This window comes from Mesorhizobium sp. M0862 (genome assembly GCF_040319795.1).
Taxonomy (GTDB): domain Bacteria; phylum Pseudomonadota; class Alphaproteobacteria; order Rhizobiales; family Rhizobiaceae; genus Mesorhizobium.
Genome location: NZ_JAMYOJ010000018.1, coordinates 99,361 through 124,334 on the forward strand (window position 1 = coordinate 99,361; position 24,974 = coordinate 124,334).

At 62.5% G+C, this 24,974-nt stretch carries 23 protein-coding genes and 1 pseudogene; 6 read left to right on the forward strand and 18 right to left on the reverse strand.

Translation table 11 applies throughout. The features are described 5' to 3' along the window. Position 1: 1 nt before the first annotated feature. On the reverse strand, positions 2-1,330 hold the full coding sequence (gene aptA, locus NKI15_RS24080) for an omega-aminotransferase AptA (RefSeq protein ID WP_023705584.1): 1,329 nt from the start codon (positions 1,328-1,330) through the stop codon (positions 2-4). A gap of 255 nt (positions 1,331-1,585) precedes the next feature. Between aptA and NKI15_RS24085 the strand changes: the two genes are divergently transcribed. Beyond that, positions 1,586-2,215, forward strand: a complete 630-nt coding sequence (locus NKI15_RS24085) for a TetR family transcriptional regulator C-terminal domain-containing protein (RefSeq protein WP_023705585.1) — start codon at positions 1,586-1,588, stop codon at positions 2,213-2,215. A 9-nt stretch (positions 2,216-2,224) separates the two neighbouring features. Here NKI15_RS24085 and NKI15_RS24090 read toward each other — a convergent pair whose 3' ends face one another. Next, positions 2,225-3,097, reverse strand: coding sequence for a helix-turn-helix transcriptional regulator (locus NKI15_RS24090; RefSeq protein ID WP_023699636.1), 873 nt, complete (start codon positions 3,095-3,097; stop codon positions 2,225-2,227). Positions 3,098-3,196: 99 nt separating this feature from the next. Between NKI15_RS24090 and NKI15_RS24095 the strand changes: the two are divergent. Beyond that, positions 3,197-4,017, forward strand: a pseudogene (locus NKI15_RS24095) (SDR family NAD(P)-dependent oxidoreductase). Continuing rightward, on the forward strand, positions 4,014-4,736 hold the full coding sequence (locus NKI15_RS24100) for an SDR family oxidoreductase (RefSeq protein ID WP_352887226.1): 723 nt from the start codon (positions 4,014-4,016) through the stop codon (positions 4,734-4,736). The pseudogene NKI15_RS24095 and the gene NKI15_RS24100 overlap by 4 nt, the downstream one beginning before the upstream one ends. A 2-nt stretch (positions 4,737-4,738) precedes the next feature. Here the strand turns inward: NKI15_RS24100 and NKI15_RS24105 are convergent, their stop codons facing one another. The 7 genes from NKI15_RS24105 to NKI15_RS24135 all read right to left on the reverse strand — a co-directional run bounded on the left by NKI15_RS24105 (position 4,739) and on the right by NKI15_RS24135 (position 10,684). Beyond that, positions 4,739-5,116, reverse strand: a complete 378-nt coding sequence (locus NKI15_RS24105) for a DoxX family protein (protein ID WP_023705587.1) — start codon at positions 5,114-5,116, stop codon at positions 4,739-4,741. Positions 5,117-5,191: 75 nt separating this feature from the next. Beyond that, positions 5,192-5,650 (reverse strand): carboxymuconolactone decarboxylase family protein, encoded by a 459-nt coding sequence (locus tag NKI15_RS24110; protein WP_023705588.1) that lies wholly within the window; start codon positions 5,648-5,650, stop codon positions 5,192-5,194. Between the two features lie 31 nt (positions 5,651-5,681). Further along, complete coding sequence (locus NKI15_RS24115; protein ID WP_023697058.1) at positions 5,682-6,200, reverse strand: RrF2 family transcriptional regulator; 519 nt, start codon at positions 6,198-6,200, stop codon at positions 5,682-5,684. 109 nt (positions 6,201-6,309) lie between these two features. Next, positions 6,310-7,623 carry an NAD-dependent dihydropyrimidine dehydrogenase subunit PreA gene (gene preA / locus NKI15_RS24120; protein ID WP_023699020.1) on the reverse strand — a complete coding sequence of 438 codons (1,314 nt, stop codon included), beginning with the start codon at positions 7,621-7,623 and terminating at the stop codon, positions 6,310-6,312. Between the two features lie 12 nt (positions 7,624-7,635). Continuing rightward, positions 7,636-8,478 carry a class I SAM-dependent methyltransferase gene (locus tag NKI15_RS24125; RefSeq protein WP_023705589.1) on the reverse strand — a complete coding sequence of 281 codons (843 nt, stop codon included), beginning with the start codon at positions 8,476-8,478 and terminating at the stop codon, positions 7,636-7,638. Between the two features lie 5 nt (positions 8,479-8,483). Then, a complete protein-coding gene (locus NKI15_RS24130; RefSeq protein ID WP_023705590.1) occupies positions 8,484-9,839 on the reverse strand; it encodes an NAD(P)-dependent oxidoreductase in 1,356 nt (451 codons plus the stop codon). A 128-nt stretch (positions 9,840-9,967) separates the two neighbouring features. Continuing rightward, positions 9,968-10,684 carry a gamma-glutamylcyclotransferase gene (locus NKI15_RS24135; RefSeq protein ID WP_023705591.1) on the reverse strand — a complete coding sequence of 239 codons (717 nt, stop codon included), beginning with the start codon at positions 10,682-10,684 and terminating at the stop codon, positions 9,968-9,970. Between the two features lie 192 nt (positions 10,685-10,876). On the opposite strand from NKI15_RS24135, the gene NKI15_RS24140 reads away from it, so the two are divergent. Beyond that, the gene (locus tag NKI15_RS24140; protein WP_023705592.1) at positions 10,877-11,653 is read left to right on the forward strand and encodes a VOC family protein; all 777 of its coding nucleotides are present in this window, start codon (positions 10,877-10,879) and stop codon (positions 11,651-11,653) included. Between the two features lie 72 nt (positions 11,654-11,725). Here NKI15_RS24140 and NKI15_RS24145 read toward each other — a convergent pair whose 3' ends face one another. Further along, the gene (locus NKI15_RS24145; protein ID WP_023753560.1) at positions 11,726-12,214 is read right to left on the reverse strand and encodes a hypothetical protein; all 489 of its coding nucleotides are present in this window, start codon (positions 12,212-12,214) and stop codon (positions 11,726-11,728) included. A 207-nt stretch (positions 12,215-12,421) separates the two neighbouring features. Between NKI15_RS24145 and NKI15_RS24150 the strand changes: the two genes are divergently transcribed. After that, positions 12,422-12,814 (forward strand): DoxX family protein, encoded by a 393-nt coding sequence (locus NKI15_RS24150; RefSeq protein WP_023687981.1) that lies wholly within the window; start codon positions 12,422-12,424, stop codon positions 12,812-12,814. A 92-nt stretch (positions 12,815-12,906) separates the two neighbouring features. Here NKI15_RS24150 and NKI15_RS24155 read toward each other — a convergent pair whose 3' ends face one another. Further along, positions 12,907-15,348: a GcvT family protein gene (locus tag NKI15_RS24155; protein ID WP_023741732.1), complete on the reverse strand. Its 2,442-nt coding sequence runs from the start codon at positions 15,346-15,348 to the stop codon at positions 12,907-12,909. A gap of 78 nt (positions 15,349-15,426) precedes the next feature. Further along, positions 15,427-16,965: a trimethylamine methyltransferase family protein gene (locus tag NKI15_RS24160; RefSeq protein WP_023707716.1), complete on the reverse strand. Its 1,539-nt coding sequence runs from the start codon at positions 16,963-16,965 to the stop codon at positions 15,427-15,429. Between the two features lie 217 nt (positions 16,966-17,182). Between NKI15_RS24160 and NKI15_RS24165 the strand changes: the two genes are divergently transcribed. Beyond that, positions 17,183-17,773 carry a transglycosylase SLT domain-containing protein gene (locus NKI15_RS24165; protein ID WP_023707714.1) on the forward strand — a complete coding sequence of 197 codons (591 nt, stop codon included), beginning with the start codon at positions 17,183-17,185 and terminating at the stop codon, positions 17,771-17,773. A 56-nt stretch (positions 17,774-17,829) separates the two neighbouring features. Here NKI15_RS24165 and NKI15_RS24170 read toward each other — a convergent pair whose 3' ends face one another. The 6 genes from NKI15_RS24170 to NKI15_RS24195 form a co-directional block, all read right to left on the reverse strand. Continuing rightward, entirely contained in the window at positions 17,830-18,267 is a 438-nt protein-coding gene (locus NKI15_RS24170) for a TA system VapC family ribonuclease toxin (protein WP_023682204.1), read from the reverse strand. Further along, positions 18,264-18,491 (reverse strand): hypothetical protein, encoded by a 228-nt coding sequence (locus NKI15_RS24175; RefSeq protein ID WP_023707713.1) that lies wholly within the window; start codon positions 18,489-18,491, stop codon positions 18,264-18,266. The genes NKI15_RS24170 and NKI15_RS24175 overlap by 4 nt, the downstream gene beginning before the upstream one ends. Before the next feature lie 142 nt (positions 18,492-18,633). After that, a complete protein-coding gene (locus tag NKI15_RS24180) occupies positions 18,634-20,838 on the reverse strand; it encodes a dipeptide ABC transporter ATP-binding protein (protein WP_023707712.1) in 2,205 nt (734 codons plus the stop codon). 47 nt (positions 20,839-20,885) lie between these two features. Beyond that, positions 20,886-22,043 carry an ABC transporter permease gene (locus NKI15_RS24185; RefSeq protein WP_023690814.1) on the reverse strand — a complete coding sequence of 386 codons (1,158 nt, stop codon included), beginning with the start codon at positions 22,041-22,043 and terminating at the stop codon, positions 20,886-20,888. A 13-nt stretch (positions 22,044-22,056) separates the two neighbouring features. Next, positions 22,057-23,091 carry an ABC transporter permease gene (locus NKI15_RS24190; RefSeq protein ID WP_023668188.1) on the reverse strand — a complete coding sequence of 345 codons (1,035 nt, stop codon included), beginning with the start codon at positions 23,089-23,091 and terminating at the stop codon, positions 22,057-22,059. A 223-nt stretch (positions 23,092-23,314) separates the two neighbouring features. Beyond that, on the reverse strand, positions 23,315-24,967 hold the full coding sequence (locus tag NKI15_RS24195) for an ABC transporter substrate-binding protein (RefSeq protein ID WP_023668187.1): 1,653 nt from the start codon (positions 24,965-24,967) through the stop codon (positions 23,315-23,317). Positions 24,968-24,974: the final 7 nt, after the last annotated feature.

Below are 24,974 nucleotides of genomic sequence, written 5' to 3' on the forward strand. Positions count from 1 at the left end.
ATTAGTCGATCGCCCTCAGCACTTCTCTGACATGGTCGATCAATTCGTTGATCTGGCCCTTGGTGATGATCAGTGGCGGCGACAGCGCGATGATGTCGCCGGTGGTGCGGATCAGCGCGCCGCGCTCGAACGCCTTGACGAAGGCCGAGAAGGCCCGCTTGGTCGGGCTGCCGGCGATCGGCGCCAGTTCGATCGCGCCGATCAGGCCGATATTCCTGATGTCGATGACATGCGGCTCGTCCTTCAGCGAATGCAGCGCATCTTCCCAGTAGGGCGCCAGTTCCTCGCCGCGGGTCAGCAGGCCCTCTTCCTTGTAGGTGTCGAGCGTGCCGAGTGCCGCGGCGCACGCAATCGGATTGCCCGAATAGGTGTAGCCGTGGAAGAACTCGATCATGTGCTCGGGGCCGGTCATGAAGGCGTCGTGGATTTCCTTCTTCACGAACACCGCGCCCATCGGGATGACGCCGTTGGAGACGCCCTTGGCGGTGGTCATGATGTCGGGCGTGACGCCGAAATAATCCGCTGCGAACGGCGCGCCGAGACGGCCGAAACCGGTGATAACCTCGTCGAAGATCAAGAGGATGCCGTGCTTGGTGCAGATTTCGCGCAGTTTCTGCAGATAGCCCTTCGGCGGCAGGATGACGCCGGTGGAGCCGGCGACCGGTTCGACGATGACGGCGGCGATGGTCGAGGCGTCATGCAGGGCAACGATGCGCTCCAGCTCGTTGGCGAGTTCCGCGCCATATTCCGGCACGCCCTTGGAGAAGGCGTTCTTTTCCGGCAGATGCGTGTGCGGCATGTGGTCGACGCCGCCGAGCAGCGTGCCGAACATCTTGCGGTTGGTGACGATGCCGCCGACCGAGATACCGCCGAAATTGACGCCGTGATAGCCGCGTTCGCGGCCGATCAGGCGGGTGCGCGCGCCCTCGCCCTTCACACGGTGATAGGCGATCGCCATCTTCAGCGCCGTTTCGACCGATTCCGAACCGGAATTGGTAAAGAAGACATGGTCCATGCCCTTGGGCGCGAGATCGACCAGGCGGTTGGCCAGCTCGAACACGATGGGGTGGCCCATCTGGAAGGCCGGCGCATAGTCGAGTTCGGCCGCCTGGTGCTGGATCGCCTCGGTGATCTTGGGACGGCAATGGCCGGCATTGACGCACCAGAGGCCGGCGGTGCCATCGAGCACCTTGCGGCCGTCGCTGGTGGTGTAGTGCATGTCCTTGGCGGACACGAACATGCGCGGCGCCTGTTTGAACTGCCGGTTTGCCGTGAACGGCATCCAGAATGCGCTGAGATCGTTCGGCGTGACTTTCAGCCGGTTGGACATGACCAAGACTTCCCCTTGTAACCTGTTTCGGTGCGGCTAACGCTTGGTCTTTCCAAAGCTTGGTCTTTGCTGCGTTTTCATGCTACGCAAATTTTTGACCGATTGGACAAACGTTAGCACCGCCCTGTCGGCGGTCAAGGGATTACTAGCGGAAATGCGGCCTGCGAAGTGCGCTCCACGGGTAAGAGAAAAACTGGTCCAGAGAATTGGTCCAGATGAACCCTGCGGCCAAGGCTTGCAGGGGTGAGCGGCGCCATGGAAGGCTCAGCCCCTCGCCGCACCCGCATCCAGCAGGAAAAGCGTGAACTGATCCTGGAAGCAGCGCTCGAAGTCTTCTCCACCAACGGCTTTCGCGGCTCGACCATCGACCAGATCGCCGAGGCCGCGGGGATGTCGAAGCCGAACCTGCTCTATTATTTCCGCCGCAAGGAAGACATCCACGAAACGCTGATGGAGCGGCTGCTGGCGACGTGGCTGGCGCCGCTACGTGAACTCGACGACATCGGCGACCCCCTGACCGAGCTCAGGAGCTACATCCGGCGCAAGCTCGAAATGGCGCGTGATTTTCCCAGGGAGAGCCGGCTGTTCGCCAACGAGATCCTGCAAGGCGCGCCGCGCATCATGCCGCTGCTGGCGGGTGAGCTGAAAACGCTGGTCGACGAGAAGGCCAACGTCATCAAGGGCTGGATGCGCGCAGGAAAAATCGCCCGCACCGATCCCTGGCACCTGATCTTTTCGATCTGGGCGACGACGCAGCACTATGCCGATTTCGATGTCCAGGTCCGCGCGGTGCTCGGGCCCGACCGCGGCAGCGACGGCCGCTTCGAGGATGCGGCGCGGTTTCTGGAGCAGTTGTTCATTGATGGGCTGAAGCCGAAGGGCTGACCTTGGGCGTCAGGCGCTGCGGCGCTCCGCCGGCATCGCCTCAAGCAAATTCTGCAGCTTCTCAATCGAATTCTGTTCGGCCAGCGGCGTGTAGACGATCAGCTTCATGTCCGAGCCGTCGTCGATCGACAGGCTCATATGCTCGAACGTCATGGCGCCGGCTCTCGGATGTCGGACATGTTTCACCCCCGACAATCGGCGTGCCACGTCGCGTTGCGGCCACCAGTCGCGAAACTCCGGACTTGAGCGCGTCATAAGCACGATCAGCCGCTCGAAATCCGCATCGCCCACATAGCGGGCGCTTTCCGCCCGAAACGAGGCCAGCACGGTGCGCGCCAATTGCTCCCAGTCAACCAGCAGGCGCCGGTGATGCGGATTGGTGAACACCATGTGGACGATGTTGCGGGCGTCGCCCTCTAGCAGGCCATAATCACCGAACACCGCTACCGCCGCCGGATTCCAGGCCAGCACATCCCAGCGCCGCCCGACGACATAGGCCGGCTGCAGCACCAGGCTCTCCAGCATATGCATCAGCGGGCCATCGACCTTTTCCGGCGCAGCCACGCGGTTCTCCGGTTGCTGGCGGCCTGCCAGGATGAACAGATGCCGCCTTTCAACGGGGTCGAGGCGCAGCGCTTCGCTGAGCGCCGCTAGCACCTCCACCGAGGGTCTGACCTCGCGCCCCTGCTCCAGCCATGTGTACCAGGTGGTGCCGACGCCGGCGATCATCGCCACTTCCTCGCGACGCAAGCCTGGCGTGCGTCTCCGCAGGCCGGTCGCGATGCCGGTGGCGGACGGCGTCAATCTTTCGCGGCGCGAGCGCAGGAAGGCGCCAAGCTCGCGCCGGCGGCTGTCTTCAGCGGAGTGCGTGGGAGCATCCATGAGAGCTATTATAGCAGTATTGATACCAGGATAAAGTTTGAACTGTTTGGGCTGCGTCAGGCGCCCCATCTTCCATCCAGAGAGATGGAGGCTCTGAATATGGATCTGAAAGACAAGACAATCCTCATCACCGGTTCGACCGATGGCGTCGGCCGTGTCGTCGCGCAAAGGCTGGGCGCCGGCGGCGCGCGCGTGCTGGTGCATGGCCGTGACGCGGCTCGCGGCAAGGCAGCCGTCGCAGAAATCGAATCCGCCGGCGGCAAAGCCGAGTTCCTCGCCGCGGACCTCGCCTCGCTAGCCGAGGTCCGCCGCCTTGCCGAGGCCGTACGCGCAAAAACCGACCGGCTTGACATCCTCATTAACAATGCCGGCATCGGCACGGCCGGCGCCAAGCGACAGCTCAGCGCCGACGGCTTCGAACTGCGCTTTGCGGTCAACTATCTCGCCGGTTTCCTGCTGACCTCGGAACTGCTGCCGCTGCTCAAGGCGAGTTCGCCGGCGCGAATCATCAACGTCGCTTCGGCCGGCCAGCAGGCGATCGATTTCGGCGACGTCATGCTGACACGTTCCTATGACGGCGTGCGCGCCTATTGCCAGAGCAAGCTGGCGCAGATCCTGGAGAGTTGAAAGGCAGCGGCGTCACCGTCAACGCTCTGCATCCGGCGAGCTACATGAACACCACCATGGTCCGCCAGGCCGGCGTGACGCCATGGAGCTCGGTCGAAACCGGCGCCGATGCCATTCTCAACCTCGCGACATCGCCCGCGCTGGAGGGCCGCAGCGGCCTCTATTCCGACGGCCAAAGGGAGGCCCGCGCCGACGCACAAGCCTATGACGCCAAGGCCAGACAGCAATTGCGAACCCTGAGCCTCGACCTCGTCGGCCAAGCCTCCGCAAAATCGAAGGAACAGCATTCATGACCGGCAAGATCGAACACACGGTCGTCATCGGCGGCTCATCCGGCATCGGCCTGGCGACGGCGCGAAAACTGCTAGGCCCAGGCATGAAGGTGACCATCACCGGACGAAGCCAGGACAAGCTCACCCGCGCCTGGAAGAGCCTCGGCGGCGCCGCCGAAAAAGCTGCCTTCGATGCTTCGAAGCCGGACGAAGTCCGCCATTTCTTTGGGGAACTCGGACAGTTCGATCACCTCGTGCTGGCTGCCAGCGGCGGCAAGGGACTTGGGCCGTTCGAAACCCTCGATCTCTCAGACATCGCCGGCGGCGTCGACGAGAAAGTCAGGCCGCAGCTGTCCTGTTTGCAGGCTGCCTTGCCGACGCTCAACAGATCGGGATCGGTCACTTTCATCTCGGCGGTGTCGGCACAATTGTCGGCGCCCGGCGTGGCTGGCATTGCCGCCGTCAACGGCATGCTGTTGACGGTGGTGCCGATCCTGGCGGTCGAACTGAAGCCGCTGCGCGTCAATGTCGTTGCCCCCGGCGTCATCGACACGCCATGGTGGGATTTCCTGGCCGAAGACCAGCGGCAGGCGGTGTTCAGCGAATATGCCGGCAAAACCCCGGTGGGCAGGATCGGCCGCGCCGAAGACGTCGCCGGCGCAATCGCCTTTCTCGTCTCCAACGGCTTCATGACCGGCCAGGTGCTGACCTGCGATGGCGGTTTGCGCTTCGCGGCGTGACCTTACAGCGACTGTGCGATCAGCGTGAGAAAGCCTCCGGCCAGGGCGACGTTGCCGACGAAGCCGTTGATGCGCGAGGCCCGGTCCGGGCCCTGATGGTCCCAGAAATTGTGGAACATCGGCGTCGCGACAATGAGAAACAGCACCAGCACAGCACTGGCGATCGCGGTCCACAGGCCGGCCATCACCAGCGCGCCGGCAATGGTCTGCAGGACGATGCCGGCCCACAACGCCAATCTCGCCTGCGGCACGCCGCGCGCGGCCATCAGCCCGGTCAGGAACGCCTCGTTTTGAACATTGCGCAGTCCCGCGTCAACGAAGGCGCCGCCAAGCAACAGGCGGCCGAGAAACAACAGGGTCGAAGGCAAATCGACAGGCATGAAATCTTCCCCGTACTTAAGCATGAAACAGGTGGAGCGCCGCCCTTTCCACGGCGCTCCATGACTAACGGACGGTCAGGCTGCTTTGGCAGCCGGCATCGGGTGAATGGCGTGGAACGGGATGCAGAGCCGGTTCCAGGTGTTGATCATGCCGATCGCGACCGACAGCTTGACCAGTTCCTCTTCCGAGAAGTGCTCTAGCGTGCGGGCATAGAGTTCGTCCGAAACGACATTGTTGGCGATCAGGGTCGTTGCCTCGGTCCAGGCAAGCGCCGCGCGTTCGCGCTCGGAAAACAGCGGCGATTCCTTCCAGGCCGAAACCAGATAGAGCCGTGTCTCGGTTTCGCCATCGCGCCTCGCCTCGCGGCTGTGCATCTCGACGCAGTAGGAGCAGCCATTGATCTGCGAGGCGCGGAGCTTGATCAAATGCAGCAGGCTCACTTCAAGCCCGCATTCGTCGACCGCCTTGTTGAGCGCCGACACGGCTTTCATGATCTCAGGCGCCTTGGCGAAGAATTGCAGTCTCTGTTTCATCGTCTTTCCTTTCACATCTGTTTGGCGGGGATTAAATCTGTTTGGTCGAAGCGGGTTTCTGCGGCCGCTGATGGCGCGCGACAAAGGCACAGCTGGCGGCAAACGATCGCGGATCGCCTTCGGCCTTGTAATCAGCCACGATGTCGGACAACCGGGTTTCCGCGAGGGCCGCGCGATAGGCGCGCTCGGCCTTCAGCATCGCGGCATTGATGCCGCACGGCTTCACATAGGCCGAAGCATCGATCTTGACCGGACCGCGCTGGCGGATCTCGCCGCAGCGGAAGGCCGGCTCACGGCCTTCGACCGCAAGCACGATATCGAGCAGCGTGATGCGCTCGGCCGGACGAGCCAGCCGGTAGCCGCCCGCCGGTCCCGGTACCGATTCCAGGATGCGCGCAGCAGTCAGCTGGTTCAGATGTTTCAGCAGATAGCTCGGCGACAGGCCGAAGGACTCTGCCAAAGCAGCACCCGGCATCGTGCTGTTGCCCTCCACGCTGGCCAGTGTGGCCGCGCAATGGATGGCCGCTTCTACACCCTCGCCCAGCTTCACGATGTTGCGCTCCTATTCATGGATATCTTTTATCCCAGATAGATTTTATCTGCAATAGGAAAATGAAAAACGGCGCTCGAAAGCGCCGCTTTTTTCTTCGACCCGTTCCCTACTCCGCAGCCACCTTGGCCATCGGGTTGTTCGGGTGTGTCGTCCAATTGGCATAGACCGGCGACACCGGCTTGCCGGTGCGCTGGTCCATCACGCCGGCGGCCAGCGGCTCCATGGTGATGCAGTTCTCGACCGGGCAGACATTGACGCACAGATTGCAGCCGACGCATTCGGCCTCGATCACCTCGAAATGCCTGACGCCGTCGACCATGTTGGTGATCGCCTGGTGCGAAGTGTCCTCGCAGGCGATGTGGCAGCGGCCGCATTTGATGCAGGCGTCCTGGTCGATATGCGCCTTGGCGATGTAATTGAGGTTGAGATACTGCCAGTCGGTGACGTTGGGCGTGGCGCGGCCGACAATGTCGTTGAGCGAGGCGTGGCCTTTCTCGTCCATCCAGTTTTCGAGACCGGCGATCATCTCCTGCACGATCTTGAAGCCGTATGTCATCGCCGCCGTGCACACCTGCACATTGCCGGCGCCGAGCGCCATGAATTCAGCCGCATCGCGCCAGGTGGTGATGCCGCCAATGCCGGAGATCGGCAGGCCGCGCGTTTCCGGATCGCGGGCGATCTCGGCCACCATGTTCATGGCGATCGGCTTCACCGCCGGGCCGCAATAGCCGCCATGCGAGCCCTTGCCGTCGATGGTCGGCTGCGGGGCGAAGCTATCGAGGTCGACGCCGGTGATCGAGTTGATGGTGTTGATCAGCGACACCGCGTCGGTTCCGCCGGAGAGTGCGGCGCGCGCCGGCTTGCGCACATCGGTGATATTCGGCGTCAGCTTGGTGATGACAGGCATGCGGGTGTTGGCCTTGCACCAGCGCACCACCATTTCGATATATTCCGGCACCTGGCCGACAGCAGCGCCCATGCCGCGTTCCGACATGCCGTGCGGGCAGCCGAAATTGAGCTCGATGCCGTCGGCTTCGGTCTCCTCGACCACCGGCAGGATCGCCTTCCAGCTTTCCTCGACGCATGGCACCATCAGTGAGACGACGATGGCGCGGTCGGGCCAATCCTTCTTGACCTGCTTGATCTCGCGCAGATTGACCTGCAAATCGCGGTCGGTGATCAGCTCGATATTGTTGAGGCCGAGCAGGCGCCGGTCCGCCCCCCAGATCGCGCCATAACGCGGGCCGTTGACGTTGACCACCGGCGGACCTTCTTCTCCCAGCGTCTTCCACACGACGCCGCCCCAGCCCGCCTTGAAGGCGCGGATGACATTGTAGGCCTTGTCGGTCGGCGGCGCCGAAGCCAGCCAGAACGGATTGGGCGATTTGATGCCGACGAAATTGTTGCGGATGTCTGCCATGACAGGTCCCTTTCAACCGAGACGAAGGAGCATTTCCACGGGTGCGAGAATGCCGCCTTTAAGCGCGGGGGTGAGATTGCCGATCTTGGTGCCGGCGTTCTCGCCCATGATAAGATTAACGCCAGGCGGCGGCTTTTTTCCTTCCGCCTGCGCCGCAGCCATGCGCGCCCGTATCGTGTCGAAAAATTCGATGGCGAAGGCGCCACGAGGGCGCTCGGCGGTTACAGAGAACCCCGCGGCGGCGGCAGCCGAACGATAGTCGTCGGGCGTGGCAACGAAGGACATGCTCTCGTCGGATGCCCATGGCAGCGGATAGGTCAGCGCACCTGCCTTGAGCCGCATCACATCGTAGACGGCAAAGACGCCGCCCGGCTTGAGCACACGCGCCGCCTCGCTCATCAGCTTTTTCTTGTCGGGAAGATTCATGCCGACATGCAGGATCATGGCCGTATCAAAGCTTTTGTTGCTGAACGGCATGTCCAGCGCGCTGCCCTGCACGAACCGGACTTTGTCGGCCATTCCCACCCGCTTCGAAAGGCTGGTCGCAATGTCGACATAGCTTTGCGTCAGATCAATGCCGGTGACATCGGCGCCGGCATTGTTGGCGGCGAAGCGGGCTGGACCACCCACGCCGGAACCAATGTCGAGCAGCCTGGCCCCCGGCTTCAAACCCATCTGGCCGATGAGTTCCCTGGTGGCGGCGATACCGCCAATGTGGAACTCGTCGACCGCTTCGAGATCGCCAGCGCGTAGATGGGCAATTTCCACGCCGGTATCGGCGAGCACGGCAAGAATGTGCTGCTCAAGATCCGAGACGTCGTAGTGACGGGCGATGCCCGATTCCACTGAGGCCATGATCTCTATCCCTGTGTCAGACTCCGGTTGATGCTCTCCGCCGCATCGCGGCCTTGCGCCACGGCCGAAACCGTCAAATCGTCACCGCCAAAAATGCAGTCGCCGCCCGCCCAGACATTGGCGAGCGAGGTGCGCCCTTCCGCATCGACCTTGATGCGGCCGGCCTCGAGTTCGATCGCAGCACCGCTGCCGTTAAGTGCCGCCGGCACAAAGCTCTGGCCGATTGCCTTGAACACCTGGTCGGCGGTCAGCGTCAGCCGCTCGCCGGTGCCGACAAGACTGTCGCCGTTCATCGCGGTGTATTCGAGCTCGATCCCCGACACTTTGCCACCTTCGACAATGACCCGCTTCGGCTGCAGCCAGTGGCGGATGGTGACGCCGTTGGCGGCTGCCAGATCCTGCTCGAACTCGGAAGCGTTCATGTGTTCCTGGCCGCGCCGGTAGCAGATCGTCACCTCCTCGGCGCCGAGCAGCTTCGACTGCACGGCGGCGTCGATCGCCGTCATGCCGCCGCCGATGACGACGACGCGCCGGCCAACCGGCAGGCTCGCGAGATCGCTGGCCTGGCGCAGTTCGGCGATGAATTCGACTGCATTGACGACGCCACCGGCCTCCTCGCCATCGGCGCGCAGCGCATTGACGCCGCCAAGCCCCATGCCGAGGAAGACGGCATCGTAATTCCGGATCAGGTCCGACAGCCGGTAGTCGCGGCCGAGCGCCCTGCCGTTCTGGATATCGATGCCGCCGATCCCCGTGACATAGTCGACCTCGGCCTGGGCGAAATTGTCGATGCTCTTGTAGGCGGCGATGCCGTATTCGTTGAGGCCGCCGGCCTTCAGGCGGGCTTCCAGTATGGTCACCTCGTGGCCATGGCGGGCGAGCCGGTGCGCCGCGGCTAGACCGGCCGGACCGGCGCCGACCACGGCGACCGACTTGCCGGTCGATTCAGCGCGCGAATAAAACTGCTTGTGCTCGGCCATCGCGACATCGGTGGCATATCGCTGCAGGCGGCCGATCTGCACCGGCTTGCCTTCCGCCACCTCGCGCACGCAGACCTCTTCGCAAAGCGTCTCGGTCGGGCAGACGCGGGCGCACATGCCACCCAATATGTTCTGGTCGAAAATCGTCTTGGCCGAACCGATCGGGTTGCCGGTCGATATTTGGCGGATGAACAGCGGAATGTCGATCGAGGTCGGGCACGCGTTCATGCACGGCGCATCGTAGCAGAAATAGCAGCGGTCGGATTCGACCAGCGCTTCGTGGTGATCGAGCGGCGGATGCAGGTCGGAAAAATTCTCGGCGTACTGGTCGGCGGCAAGCCGGCCGCCGGCAATGCCGTCCTTGAACTGGCCTTCTGGCATCGTCAGTTCCCCATGTTTTCGTTTTGGGGAAGGCTAGCACGTTTTATTTTTTTATCAATTGGTCAATTTTCGCCGCAAGCCACTGAAAAGCCTAGCTGATAATATGATCGGACCACTCATGTTATGGCCTATGTCACGGGCGAAAAGCCAGTGCTCGTAGCGCCGCCATGAATCGACCTGATCTCGTCGGCAACCAGTTGCTGCAGCCGCCACAGATTGCGGTCGCGGATGCCGAATTCCTCGAGGTGGCTGACGGTGTTGTAGAGATATTCCGCACCCGAGCCGACATGGCCGCAGGCCCGCGCCAACACCCGCGCCACCCGATCTAGCGGCTGCCCAAGCGAGGTTCCCCTGCCCGTCACCCCGACCCAGAAGCCGAGCGCCCGTATCCGGCCCTGCTCCGTGCGCACGGGAACCCACCGGACCGAGCTGACACTCTCATGGTCGTCGATCTCGCGCCGCAACAATCTTTCGATCTGCTGCGGCTTGTCGCCGTCGGGCAGGCGGTAGATGACGCCGTCGCATCGGCCGCCGCGTTCGAGCGCCATCATCAGCCCCGGCTGCGCGACGCTGCCGCGCCAGCGCACCATGTCGAGGCAGAAGGAGCGATGCCAGCCAAACGCAGTGGCGCGCTGGCGTTCGACGGACTCGAAAGCCGGCTTCCAGATCAGCGAGCCATAGGCGAACACCCATAACGGCCCCGCATCGGCTTCGTCGGAGAGCCGTAAGGCAAGCGTGCGAAAATCCTCATCGTTCAGCTGCGTCCAACTGCAGTCGGGTCCGGGATCGACCTCTTCGCGATGACACAGTGACACAAGCTCAGGCGTGAGCGACATAAGGCGCATGAAACGACTACCCCTCGTTTGCCCAAGGAAAGTCGAAAACCGCCGCACGTGCAAGGCGTCGGTGGGGCGAAGTGCGGAACGATGTGTCAACGCAGCCGTTGAATTTTCTCCGGTTCGCTGTCGGATTCGCGTCGCTGAAAACGTCCTTTGATGGATCGGACGACGATCTATGCATAGGTGAGGAGACCGAGAATGCCGAGATCCCCAATGCCCTTCTTCTGGTACGAGTTGATGACCAGCGACCTCGATGCGGCGCAAGCGTTCTACACCACCGTGGTCGGCTGGCGGGCCGAGCCCTTCGACAAGGCGCCCGGCATGCCGCGCTATATCGTGGTGAACTCCGCCGAGCGTGGCGTCGGCGGGCTGATGACCCTGCCCGAGGAAGCAGCCAGGACGGGTCTGAAGCCGGCCTGGTTCGGCTATATCCACACCAGCGATACCGATGCCTCGACCGAGGCACTGAAAGCCGCCGGCGGGGCTGTTCACCGCGAACCCGACGACATTCCCGGCGTCGGCCGCTTCTCCGTCGTCGCCGACCCGCAAGGCGCCGCCTTCATGTTCCTGCAGCCCAATGGCCCCGACCAGCCCGTCCTTCCGGCAACGACGCCGGGCCATGTCGGCTGGCACGAGCTTTATGCGTCCGACCGCCAGAAGGCCTTCGATTTCTACTCCAGCCAGTTCGGCTGGACCGATGCCGGTAGCATGGACATCGGCGAGATGGGCATCTATCAGACCTTCTCGGCCGGCCCTGAATCCGGCGGCGGCATCATGAACAAGCCACAACAGCTGCCGGTGCCGGTGTGGCTGTTCTACTTCAATGTCGATGCCATCGACGCAGCCGCCAAACGCGTCACCGACAATGGCGGCAAGATCGTCATGGGTCCGATGCCGGTGCCGACCGGCCAATGGATTGCCCAGTTCACCGATCCGCAAGGCGCTTATTTCGCGCTGATCGCGCCGGGCCGCTGATCCCCTCCGGTACTCGCCTGCACGGAACTGCTCTCATCGCGCCGCCCCGATGAGAGGCGCGTCGGGGCGCGGTCACTCTGGCGCCAGCACCGCAACCTTGAGGTTCTCTTTCCTGGCGCCGCTGAGCTGGATCGTGGCTGCGCCAGGCGTCAGCTTGAAGCGCAGGCTCTTGCGGACGCCGAGGCAGGTCTTCACGCCGCTGAAACCGGCTGATTTCACGGCCTGGCCATCCTGAATGACGTCGACCCAGGCCTCATCGGACAGGCTGATCTGGAGCTCTCCTTCCGTTGGCACGGCCACGTTTGCCGTCGCGCCGAACGTGCCGGCTGCCGGCGCGCGTTGCGGTGAGACCATGAAGCTGACCGCATCGACCGGCTCCAGCGCCATATCCGCGGCTTCGCCGAAAGCAAGAGAGGCACCGGACTGCGCGGCGGGCGCTGCCGGAAACAGTTCCTGCTCGCGTGTTACCGGCCATTTGAAGGCATCGCAGCCAGCATCAGCGGCCACGGCGAAACTGGTGCTTGCGAGGATTGCGAACAGGCTGATGGCGACTTTTTTCATGGCGAAGGAACCCGTCTGGTTTGGAGTGTCTACTCGCAAATATACAACCTTAACGAGATGTATGCAACCATAACGAGAGCAAATTTCGAAGTCAGACTGGAAATAATTGCAATCACCGATTGTTGATGACAGGCCATGGGAAGTGAATGGTCCAGCGCCGGGTGATGATTTATGGCCGGGCCACATGGTTGGAAAAATGGAGTTTAGATGAAGCTTTTTGACGGTCTCGCCAGATTTCAGCCGCAGGCACTCGGCGTCCTGCGCATCATCACGGCCCTGCAGTTCCTCGAGCATGGCTCGCAGAAACTGTTCAATTTTCCGGTCAGCGCCGAGCCTCACGCTCTTAGCGGCCTGACGGCGACGGCAGGCATCCTGGAATTCGCCGGTGGCATCCTGCTGGCGCTCGGTCTGTTGACCCGCCCGGTCGCGTTCCTTCTGGCCGGCGAGATGGCCATCGCCTATTTCATGGCGCACTACCCGCGCGACTTCTTCCCGGTCAACAACAGCGGCGACGCGGCAATCTCCTTCTGCTTCATCTTCCTCTATCTGGTGTTTGCCGGCGCCGGCGCCTTCGCGCTCGACAACCGCCGCAACGTCTGACGCGCAATGCATGTCGCCCAAAGGTGCGCAGCGGTTTTGGGATAACGACATGCACAAAGGAATCTGAAGCGCCTCGGCGAAGCCGAAGCGCTTCAGGCGCGCATTCGCTCGAAGTTCGCGTCAAAGAGCGGCGCTGCCTGAACGCGCGCCGCGTGGCGCTTGCCCAAAAGTTCGATTTCGAAGCCGTCGCTCTTGTCTGCGATCTCCTTCGGCACATAGCCGATGGCGACGGATTTCTTCGAGTGATGCGCATAGCCGCCCGACGTCACCCAGCCGCGCACCGCGCCATCGTACCAGATCGGCTCGTCGCCGATGACATCGGCATCGTCGGCATCGAGGATAAATGTGCGCAGCCTGAGCTTGCCGCCCTGCTTGCGCTCGGCAAGAGCGCCGGCCTTGCCGACGAAATCGGCATCCTTGCCATAGGCGACGAAACGGTCGAGCCCGGCCTCCAGCGGCCCGTAGATCGGCCGGTATTCGCGCGCCCATGAGCCGTAGTTTTTCTCCAGCCGCAGCGCATTGAGCGCGCGCGAGCCGAACAGGCCGAGGCCGAATTCCTCGCCTGCCGCCATCAACGCCTGGAAGGCAGCGCGCTGATATTCCGGCGCCACCCAGATCTCGTAGCCGAGATCGCCGGTGTAGCTGACGCGGCCGACCAGGCATGGCGCCGTGCCGATGTCCATTTTCGCGACCGCCATGAAGGGGAATGCGGTGTTGGCGACATCCGCGCGGCTGACCTTCGCCAGCACCTCCCTCGCCTTGGGTCCGGCGATCGCCAGACCGGTCAGTTTCTGCCCCAGCGCCTCCATGCGCACTGAGCTATCCGCAGGTAAATGCGCCTCGAACCAGCGCATATGATACTGCTCGGCGATACCGGAGCCGGCGATGAACCACTCGGTCCCGTTGGAATTGGTGGCACCGATATTGGCCAGCGTGAAATCGCCGATGAGCTTGCCGTCATCCTTCAGCATCGGCGCCAGCGTCATGCGGCCTGGCTTGGGCAACTTGCAGGCAAAGACCCGGTCGAGCCAAGCGGCCGCCCCTCCTCCCGTCACCTTGTATTTGGCGAAGTTCGAAATCTCCGCCAGGCCGACGCTCTCACGAACAGTCGCGACCTCATTGGCGACATGGGTGAAATCGCTGGACCGCCGCCACGAGAACTCGTCCTTGACACCCTCGGGCGCAAACCAGAGCGGCACTTCCAGCCCATAGGACACGCCCCATTGCGCGCCCTTGGCCGACAGCAGATCATAGATCGGCGTCGTCTTCAGCTGCCGCCCGGCGGGCAGCTCCTCATTGGGGAAACGGATCGAGAAGCGGCGCGAATAGTTCTCGCGCACCTTGGCATTGGTGTAGGCCATCGTCGCCCAGTCGCCGTAGCGCGCGACATCCATCGCCCAGATGTCGGCGCCGGGATCGCCCTCGATCATCCAGTTGGACAGCGCCAGGCCGACGCCGCCGCCTTGTGAAAAGCCCGCCATGACGCCGCAGGCGACCCAGAAGCCGGGAAGGCCACGCACCGGCCCAACCAGCGGATTGCCGTCCGGCGCGAAGGTGAAGGGCCCGTTGATGATCTGCTTGATGCCGGTCCTCTCGAAGGCCGGGAAATGGCGGAAGCCGACTTCGAGCGACGGCGCGATGCGGTCGATGTCCGGCTCCAGCAATTCATGACCGAAATTCCACGGCGTCTGGAATTCGGACCAGACCTTATTGGCCTTCTCGTACGTGCCCATCAGCATGCCGCCGCGCTCCTGGCGCAGGTACAGCTCACCATCGAAATCGACGGCATGGATGATCTCGGTCCCCGTCTTGGCGTTCCACGCCGCCACCTCGGGCATATCCTCGGTGATCAGGTACATGTGCTCCATTGCCAGCACCGGCAGCTCCAGCCCGACCATGCGGCCGACCTCGCGCGCCCATAACCCGCCGGCATTGACGACATGCTCGGCCACCACTTCGCCCTTGTTGGTGATGACGCGCCACATGCCGTCGGGCCGGCGCACAATGTCCTCGACCTTGGTGAAGCGCTCGACCTCGGCGCCCAGTTTCCGCGCGGCCTTGGCATAGGCATGCGTCACGCCGGAGGGATCGAGATGGCCGTCCTCCTTGTTGCGGACGGCGCCGACGAATTGTTTCGGGTCGAGCAGCGGCATCAGCTCGGCCGCTTCATTGGCCGATATCTCCTCGAGGTCGATGCCGAGGTAACGCCCCTTGGCGACGACGCCGCGCAGCCAGTCGAGCCGCGCCTCGGTTGCCGCCAGAAGCACGCCGCCGGTCAGATGTACGCCGGTCGCCTGTCCCGACAGCTCCTCGATCTCCTTGTAGAGCGAGATCGTGTATTTCTGCAGCTTGGCGACGTTGGGGTCGCCATTGATCGTGTGCATGCCGCCGGCCGCATGCCAGGTCGAGCCGGAGGTCAGCTCGTCGCGCTCCAAAAGCACGACATCGGTCCAGCCATGACGCGCCAGATGGAACAGCACGGAGCACCCGACGACGCCACCGCCAATGACCACGACCTTTGCATGCGATTTCATGAGTTTTGCTCTGTTATCAATGAGTTGAGGAGATAAGGTGAATCAGAAAGGCAGCGCCGCGCGCCGACGCTGAAAAAGTCACGGCTCGCCCTGCCCGATCGCTTCCTTGCGCCTGGCCACATACGCCTCCAGCGCCTCGCGCACGGCGATATCCATCACCGGCTCGACATAGTCTTCCAGCGCCTTCTTCCACAGCCGGGTCGCGCGCGCCGTCGTGTCGAGGCCGCCGGCCTCCTGCCATGCCTCGTAATTCTGCCAGTTGGACAGTATCGGCTGGTAGAAGGCGGTGGCATAGCGTTCCAGCGTGTGCGGTTCGCCGAAGAAATGGCCGCCGGTCGGCACCGCGCCCAGCGCCTCGACCGCAAGCTCCGCCTCGTCGACGACGATCGGGCGCAAGAACTCCATCATGTGCTGGATCATCTCGACATCAATGATGAGCTTTTCGAACGATGCCGTCAGCCCGCCCTCCTGCCAGCCGGCGGCATGATAGACGAGGTTGCCGTGGCCGAGCACAGCGCCCCACAGCGCCATCAGCGTCTCGTAGGCGCCTTGCGCGTCCGCCGCATTCGATGCCGACCCCGGTGTCGTGCGGTAGGGCAGATTGTAGCGCCGCGCCAATTGCCCCGAGGCGATGTTGGCCTTGGTGTTCTCCGGCGTTCCGAAGGCCGGCGCGCCCGACTTCATGTCGACGTTGGAGGTGAAGGCGCCGTACATCACCGGCGCGCCGGGGCGCACCAGTTGCGTCAGCACCACGCCGAACAGCGCCTCGGCATTCTGCTGCGCCAGGGCGCCGGCGAGCGTCACCGGGCTCATCGCGCCCATCAGCGTGAACGGCGTCACCGCCACCGACTGGCCGAACTCAGCCATGGTCATCAGCCCTTCGGCCATCATCTCGTCGAAACGCCGCGGCGAGTTGACCGAGATGATGGTGGCAATGCCGGGATCATCGCGCATCTCGTCCAGCGTCAGCCCGCGCGCGATTGCCATCATCTCGATGCCGTCCAGCGCCCGGCCTCGTCCGATCGCCGAGACATGGAACGATTTGTCGGTCAGCGTCAGGTTGGTGAAATAGGTATCCATGTGCCTGGTGTTGGCCGGCAGTTCCACCGGCGCGCAGACCTGGTTGCCGAGCATGTGGATGCAGTTGAAATGCTGCGCCAGCCGGGTCAGATCGGCATAGTCGTGCAAGTTTCCAGCGCGCCGGCCGCGCTCCATGTCGTGCACATTGGGCGGCCCGGCGACGAGGGTGAAATTGATCGTGTTGCCGCCGAGATGAATGGTGTTGGCGGGGTTGCGCGGCGTCAGCCGATAGCTGGACTGCGTGGTCTTCAGCGCCTCGGCGACAAGGCCCCGGTCGATGCGGACATTCGCGGTCGCATGGTCGACTTTTGCGCCCGCCTTCTCGAACAGCGCCAGCGCCCGCTGAGACATCACCTCGATGCCGAAATTTTCCAGAATGTGCATCGACGCCTGGTGGATCGCTTCGACCTGGTCGACTGAGAGCATCGCCATCGGCGGATAGGGATTGGTCACCCGCCGCAGTGGAAGTTGCGGGATGGCGGCGGGCCCCCGGTTGCTGGTTCGCTCCGCGCCGCGCTTTCGTCTTGGTTCATTCATGCCTGGCATCAGAGCGCCGGCATCCGGATATCGCTGTCAGAAATCCGCCCTTCGCGGGCGTGATTTTATCCAAGGCGGCATTTTTGAATTCTGATGGAGATAAAGGCGACGCGAAAGGTCGGAATAATGATACAGGCCCACCGAGCGCAGCCAAGCCGGCAAGCCGTTAAGAAACACCGCAAGATTCCCTTTATGATTTCGGCCTATTCGTTTTCCAATGCGTAGTTCGAGTTTGAGTAAAATTGTAGCGGTTGGCGTGCTGCTGGCTTTGCCGGCCTGCGCGACGCCGCCCAACCATATCAACAATGTCTGCGCCGTCTTCGACCAGAACGACGGCTGGTTCGACAACTGGCAGTCGGCCGCCGAGCGCGCCTCGCAGAAATACGGCGTCCCTGTCCCCGTGCTGATGGCGACGGTGCGCAAGGAATCCGGTTTCAAGAGCAATGCCAGGCCGCCGCGTACCAAACTGCTCGGCTTCATTCCGTGGAAACATGTCTCGTCGGCCACCGGTTTCTCGCAGGCGCTCGACGGCACCTGGTCGCAATATCAGAGCGAAACCGGCAGCTGGGCGGCGCGGCGGACCAAGTTTGCCGATGCCGTCGATTTCGTCGGCTGGTATCATTCCAAGACATCAGACACGTTCGGCGTCGCCCGCAACGACACCTACAATCTCTATCTCGCCTACTATCTCGGCTGGACCGCCTACGGCCGCGGCAACCGTGGCGATGCCGGCGTGCAGGGCTATGCCAGGGCGACCGAAAAGATGGCCCGCGACTATGCCGAACAGCTGCAGCAATGCGGCAGCTGACGTTGCCAAGCGGTCTTGCAGCCACGCAGTTTGCGATCGAAGCGGAACTCAGCCATTCATTCGCTTGGGATCAGGTGGAGGATCGACCTCCCTCCCTTTACCGCTGCCGTCGACAGCTTTCGGTCAAACGTCGCCAATTGGCCGTCACGCGCCTTGGCGAGTCCCAACAGATAGCTATCCGTTACCTGTGCCGGGGTGAGGATCCTGGCTGCATCGATGTCGTTGGAACCGACAAGGCTGATCTCGTCAGGCCAGAACTGATGTCCTGAAAGGGCATGCAGCTTGCCGACAATCTGCGCCACCACGGCGGGCGAACCCGGAGAATTGGGGTATTTCGGGTTGCTTACAATCCTGATGACGCCATTCTCGGTAATGGGACATGTTGCCCATGATAAATGCCCGGTGGATTGGAACCACCGATGGGCATCTTCATGCGCGACGTGAGCCGGATCGATCAACGCAATCAACACATTGACGTCGAGCAGGAAGGTCACGCCAATTCGTCGCGAAGCGCATTGACCATTTCGAGATCGACCATCGGGCCGTCGGGCCGCGATGCAAGCAAGGGGATGCCGTTGCGTTCACCGCCGGTCGGTGGCCTGCGCAGTGAGCGGCGAGCCAGATCGGAAATGACATCGCCAACGCTGCGATCCTGCTGCCGCGCCATGGCCTTGGCCGCAAGTAGGACATCGTCATCGATTGCAAGTGTGGTTCTCACAATATGCTCCCTATCGCGCATCAAACATCACGCATCACATAATGCAATGGACAGCAATATTCAAGCGAACGTAGCTGTCGTTCCTTGAGCTATGGCGACGCTGCGGCAATGCGCCAACGAGCGGCATTGCCTCTATGGCTGGTCAGCTCGGCTTCTTGCCATGCGGGCGCTTCGGCGGTTCGCCGGCGAAACCGGGGCCGATCCCATCCGGTGCGTCTTCCGGCACGCCCTCATGCGCTGCGTGTTCCCTGTCGAACTTGATCACGGGCTCCATCGTCGCCAGCACATCGTCCGACAGCCAGCACAGGCTCATATGGCCATCGCCGAGATGCTTCACCGGCGGCACCTTGGTCTCGCACAGATTGTCCGGCACCAGTTTCTTGTAGCCGCAGCGCGTCTGGAACGGGCAGCCGCTCGGCGGGTTCATCGCCGACGGGATATCGCCTTCGAGCACGATGTGCCGTTTGACCACGCTGGTGTCGGCGATCGGGATAGCCGACAGCAGCGCCTCTGTGTAGGGGTGATAGGGTGGCGCGAAGATCTGGTCGGTCGTGCCCTGCTCGACGATGTAGCCGAGATACATGACGACGACGCGGTCGGCGATGTAGCGCACGACGGACAGATCGTGGCTGATGAACAGCATCGTCGTCTTGTTCTTGCGCTGGATGTCCATCAGCAGCTCGGTCACCGCCGCCTGCACCGAGACGTCGAGTGCCGACACCGGCTCGTCGGCCACCACCACCTTGGCATCGCCGGCAAAGGCACGCGCCACGCCGATGCGCTGCTTCTGGCCGCCTGAGAGCTGACGCGGCTTGCGCGTCTCGAAGGCCCGCGGCAGCTTCACCAGGTCGAGCAGCTCCAGCATGCGCTTGCGCCGCTCGGCGACATTGTTGCCGACTTTGAATTTTTCCAGCGTGCGGATGATCTGCGAACCGACGGAGTGGCTGGGATTGAGTGTATCGAACGGGTTCTGGAACACCATCTGGATCGACGACACCGTTTCGACGCTGCGCTTCTCGATGCCGGTCGACTGGATCTCCTTGTTGCCCAGCGTCACTGTGCCGGCACTTGCCGTCTCCAGCCCCAGCAGGACCTTGGCCAGTGTCGACTTTCCGCAGCCGGACTCGCCGACGATGGCGACGGTCTCGGATTCGCGCGCCATGAACGAGATCGTCTCATTGGCCTTGACCACGCGGCCTTCGCTGGAGCCGAACACTTCGCTGCCGCCGACCTTGTAGTATTTTCTCAAATCCTCGATCTTGAGCACCGGCGCGCCGGGCACGACCTTCTCATTGACCTTCTTGGCGCCGGGAGGCAGCGCTTCCCAGTCGATCTCGTTGAAGCGCACGCAGCGCGAGAAATGCCCTTCGTGACCGGCGACCTCGATCATCGGGATTTCGGCGGCATTGCAGACGCCCTCGACGAAATGGTGGCAGCGCGGGCCGAAATTGCAGCCCTTGGGCCGCTCATGCGGCAGCGGCAACTGGCCGGGGATAGAGATCAGCGGCCGCGAATTCTTGTCGGCGCCCGGCAGCGGAATCGAGCGGAACAGCCCTTGCGTATAGGGATGGCGCATCCGGTCGAAGACGTCCTTGATCTTGCCGGTCTCGACCGCTTCGCCCGAATACATCACCGTGATGCGGTCGCAGGTCTCGAGGATGAGGCCGAGATTGTGCGACACGAAGATCATCGACGTGCCGAACTTCTCGCCCAGCCCCTTGACCAGTTCGACGATGCCGGCCTCCACCGTCACGTCGAGCGCCGTCGTCGGCTCGTCGAGCAGAAGCAGCGCCGGTTTCGACAGCAGCGCCATGGCAATGACGATGCGCTGCTGCTGGCCGCCGGACAGCTGGTGCGGATAGGAACGCATCATCCGTTCGGGATCGGGCAATCTCACCGAGCGCACCATTTCGAGCGCCCTTTTGTAAGCCTCTTCCTTCGACACCTTGTCGTGGATCAGCGGCACTTCCATCAATTGCTGGCCGACCTTCATCGCCGGATTGAGGCTCGCCATCGGCTCCTGGTAGATCATGGCGATCTTGTTGCCGCGGATGGAGCGCAACTCCTCGTCGGACAGCTCGCCCATGTCCTTGCCCTGGAACTTGATCTTGCCGCCGACGATCTTTCCGATGTTGGAGAGGTCGCGCATGATACCGAGCGACACGGTCGACTTGCCGCAGCCGGACTCGCCGACGATGCCCATGGCTTCCCCCGGCATCACCGTGCAGGAAAAGTCCATGACGGCAGGGATCTCGCCCTTGCGGGTGAAGAAGGAGATCGACAGGTTCTCGATCTCGATGATCGGCCCATTGGTCGACTTTGGGGGATTTCGAACTGCCTCATTCATGGGTCGCTCCAATCCTATTTTCATGCTCGCGGGCCGAAACCCGCAGATCAGTCTTTCATCGATTGTTCGCGCAGCGAGTCGGCAAGCAGGTTCAAGCCCAGCACGAACGACATCAGCGCGATCGTCGGCGGCAGCGCCGGGTGGATGAAGGAGCGCAGCAGGCGGCTGGCGTCCTTGATCGCGGTGCCCCAATCCGGGCTCTCCGGCGCCAGGCCGAGGCCGAAATAGCCGAGCGTGCCGAGCAGGATCGTGGTGTAGCCGATGCGCAGGCAGGCATCGACGATCAGCGGTCCGCGCGCATTGGGCAGGATCTCCCACAGCATGATGTACCAGGGCGATTCACCGCGCGTCTGCGCCGCCGCCACATAGTCGCGCGTCTTGATGTCCATCACCAGGCCGCGCACGATGCGGAATACGCCGGGGCTGGAGGCGAACACCACCGCCACGAAGATGTTGAGCTGGTTGGGATCGATGTGGATGATCTTGAACGGATCGGCGTCGAACACCAGGCCGGCATAGACCCAGCCGCCGATGATCAGCGTCAGCCCGAGCAATATATAGAGGCGGTCCGGCCGGTTCTTGTAGCGGGTCCAGAACAGCACCGAAAAGAAGATGATCGGGAACAGGAAGAACAGCCCGGCCATGGCGTAGGGGATCGGCGTATCCATGATGCCCGGCGTCACCAGCAGGTAAAACAGCAGGATCACCGGGAAGGCCAGCACCAGATTGGCTAGGAACGACAGCACGGTGTCGATCCGGCCGCCATAGTAACCGGCGGGCAGACCGAGCGTGATGCCGACCATCAGCGCGAAACCGGTCGCCGCCGGCGCGATGATCAGCACGATCTGGCTGCCATAGACCATGCGCGAAAAGACGTCGCGGGCGAGCTTGTCGCCGCCGAAATAGTAGATGAGTTTCGATACCGGCTCGAGCGCGCCCGGCAGCGCATCCTTCATGATCGGGACCTGGGCGAGCGGATCGAAGGGCGCGACGGTCGACGCGAAGATTGCCGTGAACAGCCAGAACAGGCAGATGCCGACACCGACTATGCCGACGCCGCTATCGAACAACTGGCCGTAGAGGCCGAGCCTTTTCTTGTAGGTGAAGCTCACCCCCATCACCAGGGCAAGCCCTAACCAGACCGGCCAGAAACGCCCAATCACGCCGAGCACGACATTGAAGGCACCGATATATTCGACCTGCATCTGCCCCAGCCCCCTATTGAACTCTGATACGCGGATTGAGGAACGCGTAGCCGACATCCGAGATGAGCTGCGTGATCAGCACGATGAACACCGAGACCAGTGAACAGCCAAGCAGCAGATCGATGTCGTTGTTGCCGGCGGCCTCGACCAGCGTGTAGCCAAAGCCCTGGTAGCGGAACATCACCTCGACGATGACGACGCCGGTAAGCAGCCAAGGAAATTGCAGCATGATGACGGTGAAGGGCGCGATCAGCGCATTGCGCAGCGCGTGCTTGACGACGACGCTGCCGAAGGAAAGCCCTTTCAGCCGGGCGGTGCGGATATATTGCTGCGTCATCACCTCGACCATCGAGGCGCGTGTCATGCGGGCGATGTAGCCGATGCCGTAGATCGCCAGCGTCATCACCGGCAGGGTGAAATTGTAGAAGGTGATGCCCTGGCTTGCCGAGGCGGCCGAACCGTTCAGCCAGCCGAGCCAGGAGGCGAAGATGACGGTGAAGATGACGCCGGACACATATTCGGGCGTCGCCGTCGACGCGATCGAGGCGACGGACAGCGTTCGGTCCGTTCGCGAGCCCTCGCGCATGCCGGCCAGGATGCCGATCAGCAGCGAAATTGGCACCATCACCAACAGCACGCAGAGCATCAGGATACCCGTGGCGGCGAGTGCGGGGAAGAGCTTTGACGCAACGGAGGTTTTGAACTTGGTCGAGCAGCCGAAATCACCTTCCAGGATGCCGGAGAATTTCGGCTCCAGCGGATCGTTGCAGAAGGAGAAACGCTGCGTCGGCTTGCCGGTCGCCGGATCGGTCACCGGTTGCTTCGGGACGACGCCCAGCCATTGCCCGTAGCGCACGAAGAAGTTCTGCCGGTAGCCATGGTTGACCAGCCAGCTTTCGAGCTGTTCGGCCGATGTGTGCATTTCGGTCTGGCTGATCGCCAGCTTCTTCAAATTCGGCTCGAGGTTGATCAGGAAGAAGACGATCATCGTCAGGCACAGCATCGTCAATGCCATGGTGCCGAGACGCCGGATTACGAAAGAAAGCATGGCGGTCCCCTGCCGGTCTGGTTGGGGTTGGAGCCAGTTCGAAAAACCAGCTTTGCCGTTGCCGGCAGAGTTGGCCGTCAAATCGGCACTCGGATGCAATCAACCCAGTTTTATTGAACGGTCTTTCAGGAGAGTCCGCAACTTTTTGCTGCGGCGGCTTCCGGTTCTGGACGATGCAAGGCGTGACGGGAAGGAGCGAAGCGCCCCTTCCCTGACGTTCCGATCACGCCTGGTCGAGCCAGACCTTGCCGTAGTCGCGCTCGAAGGTCGGATGCATCTTGTAATTCTGCACCGCCTTGACCGAATGGCTGTAGAGCTTGCGCCAGTATGGCTGGATCATGATGCCGGAATCCTGCAGGATCTGCTCGATGTCCTTCATCATCTCCTTGCGCTTGGCCGCATCGGCAACGGCCAATGCTGCATTGAGCTTGGCATCCCATTCGGGGTTGGAATAGGCCGACTCGTTCCAGGCCTCGCCGGTGCGATAGCCGATCGCCAGAACCTGGACGCCGAGCGGCCGCATGTTCCAGTTGGTCATCGACAGCGGGTACTTGGTCCAATCGTTCCAGAACGTCGAGCCCGGCAGCACCGTGCGCTTTACCTTGAGGCCGGCGTCGCGCATCTGCGCGGCGATGGCGTCGCCGGTATTCTTGTGCCAGTCTTCGTCGACCGTGATCAGCTCATGCTCGAAGTCGGCCTGGCCGGCTTCCGCCATCAGCGCCTTGGCCTTGGCCGGATCGCGAGCGACTTTGGGCAGCTCGTAATATTCCGGGTGGATTTGGCAGACATGGTGGTTTTCAGCCACCGTGCCGGCATTTCCGTAGCCAAGCTGCAGAACGACATTGTTGTCGACCGCCAACTGCAGCGCGTTACGCACCTTCTGATCGCCGTAAGGCTTGTTGTTGATGTTGGTGCGGCACACGATGGTCGAGGCGGTGACGATTTCGGACTTGACCAGGTCCAGTCCGTCGAGGATCGACACATAGTCGGCCGAGGTCTCGAAATTGGTATGGACTTCGCCGGCCTCGAAGGCACTGACCATGGCTGCCGGATCGGTGCCGTAGTCGACGAATTCGATGCCGTCGAGGAACACCTCGCCGTCCCACCACTTGTTGTCCTCGCGGCGCTTGTAGACCACCTTCTGGCCGACATCGTAGGAGACGAGCTCGAACGGACCGGTACCGATCGGGCAGGCTTTGAAGTCGCCGCCCTTCTCGTCGAAGCTCTTGTGGACGATGAGACCGGGATAATCGCACATGTTCGGAATGAGCGCGATGTCGGCCTTGCCGAGCTTCAGCTTGACGGTGTGGTCGTCAACCTTGGTCACGGCGCTTTCGTCGAGCTTGTCGTCCTTGACCAGCGTGCCGAGACGGCCAGGCATGGAATTGCCCTCGGCCTTCTTGTCGGCCCAGCGCTTGAGATTGAAGATGACGTCATCGGCGGTGAAGGCATCGCCATTCGACCAGGTCACACCCTTGCGAACATGCAGCGTGTACTCGGTGGCGTCGTCGTTGACCTCCCAGCTCTCCAGAAGGTACGGGCGGAACGTGTATTCGCTGGTGTACTTGACCAGCGGCTCAAGCGCCTGGCGCTCGGCATTGGCGATTTCCGACCAGTCGGCCTTGCGTGGATCCTTGGGATCCTTGACCCATTGCGCGACTTTCAGGATGCCGCCCTTCTTGCCCTGCACCTCTTCGGCCCTGGCTTGGGTCGGCACGGCTACGCCGAGCATGCCGTAGGCCATCGCAGTCGACGCGCCGAACACGCTGGCCATGGCGAGGAACTCGCGGCGATCGACTTTGCCTGCCTTGGCTTCTTCGGCCATGGCCAGGATGTGATCGGGAACGCGATCGCCATTACTCTTGTAATTTGTCATACCTTAA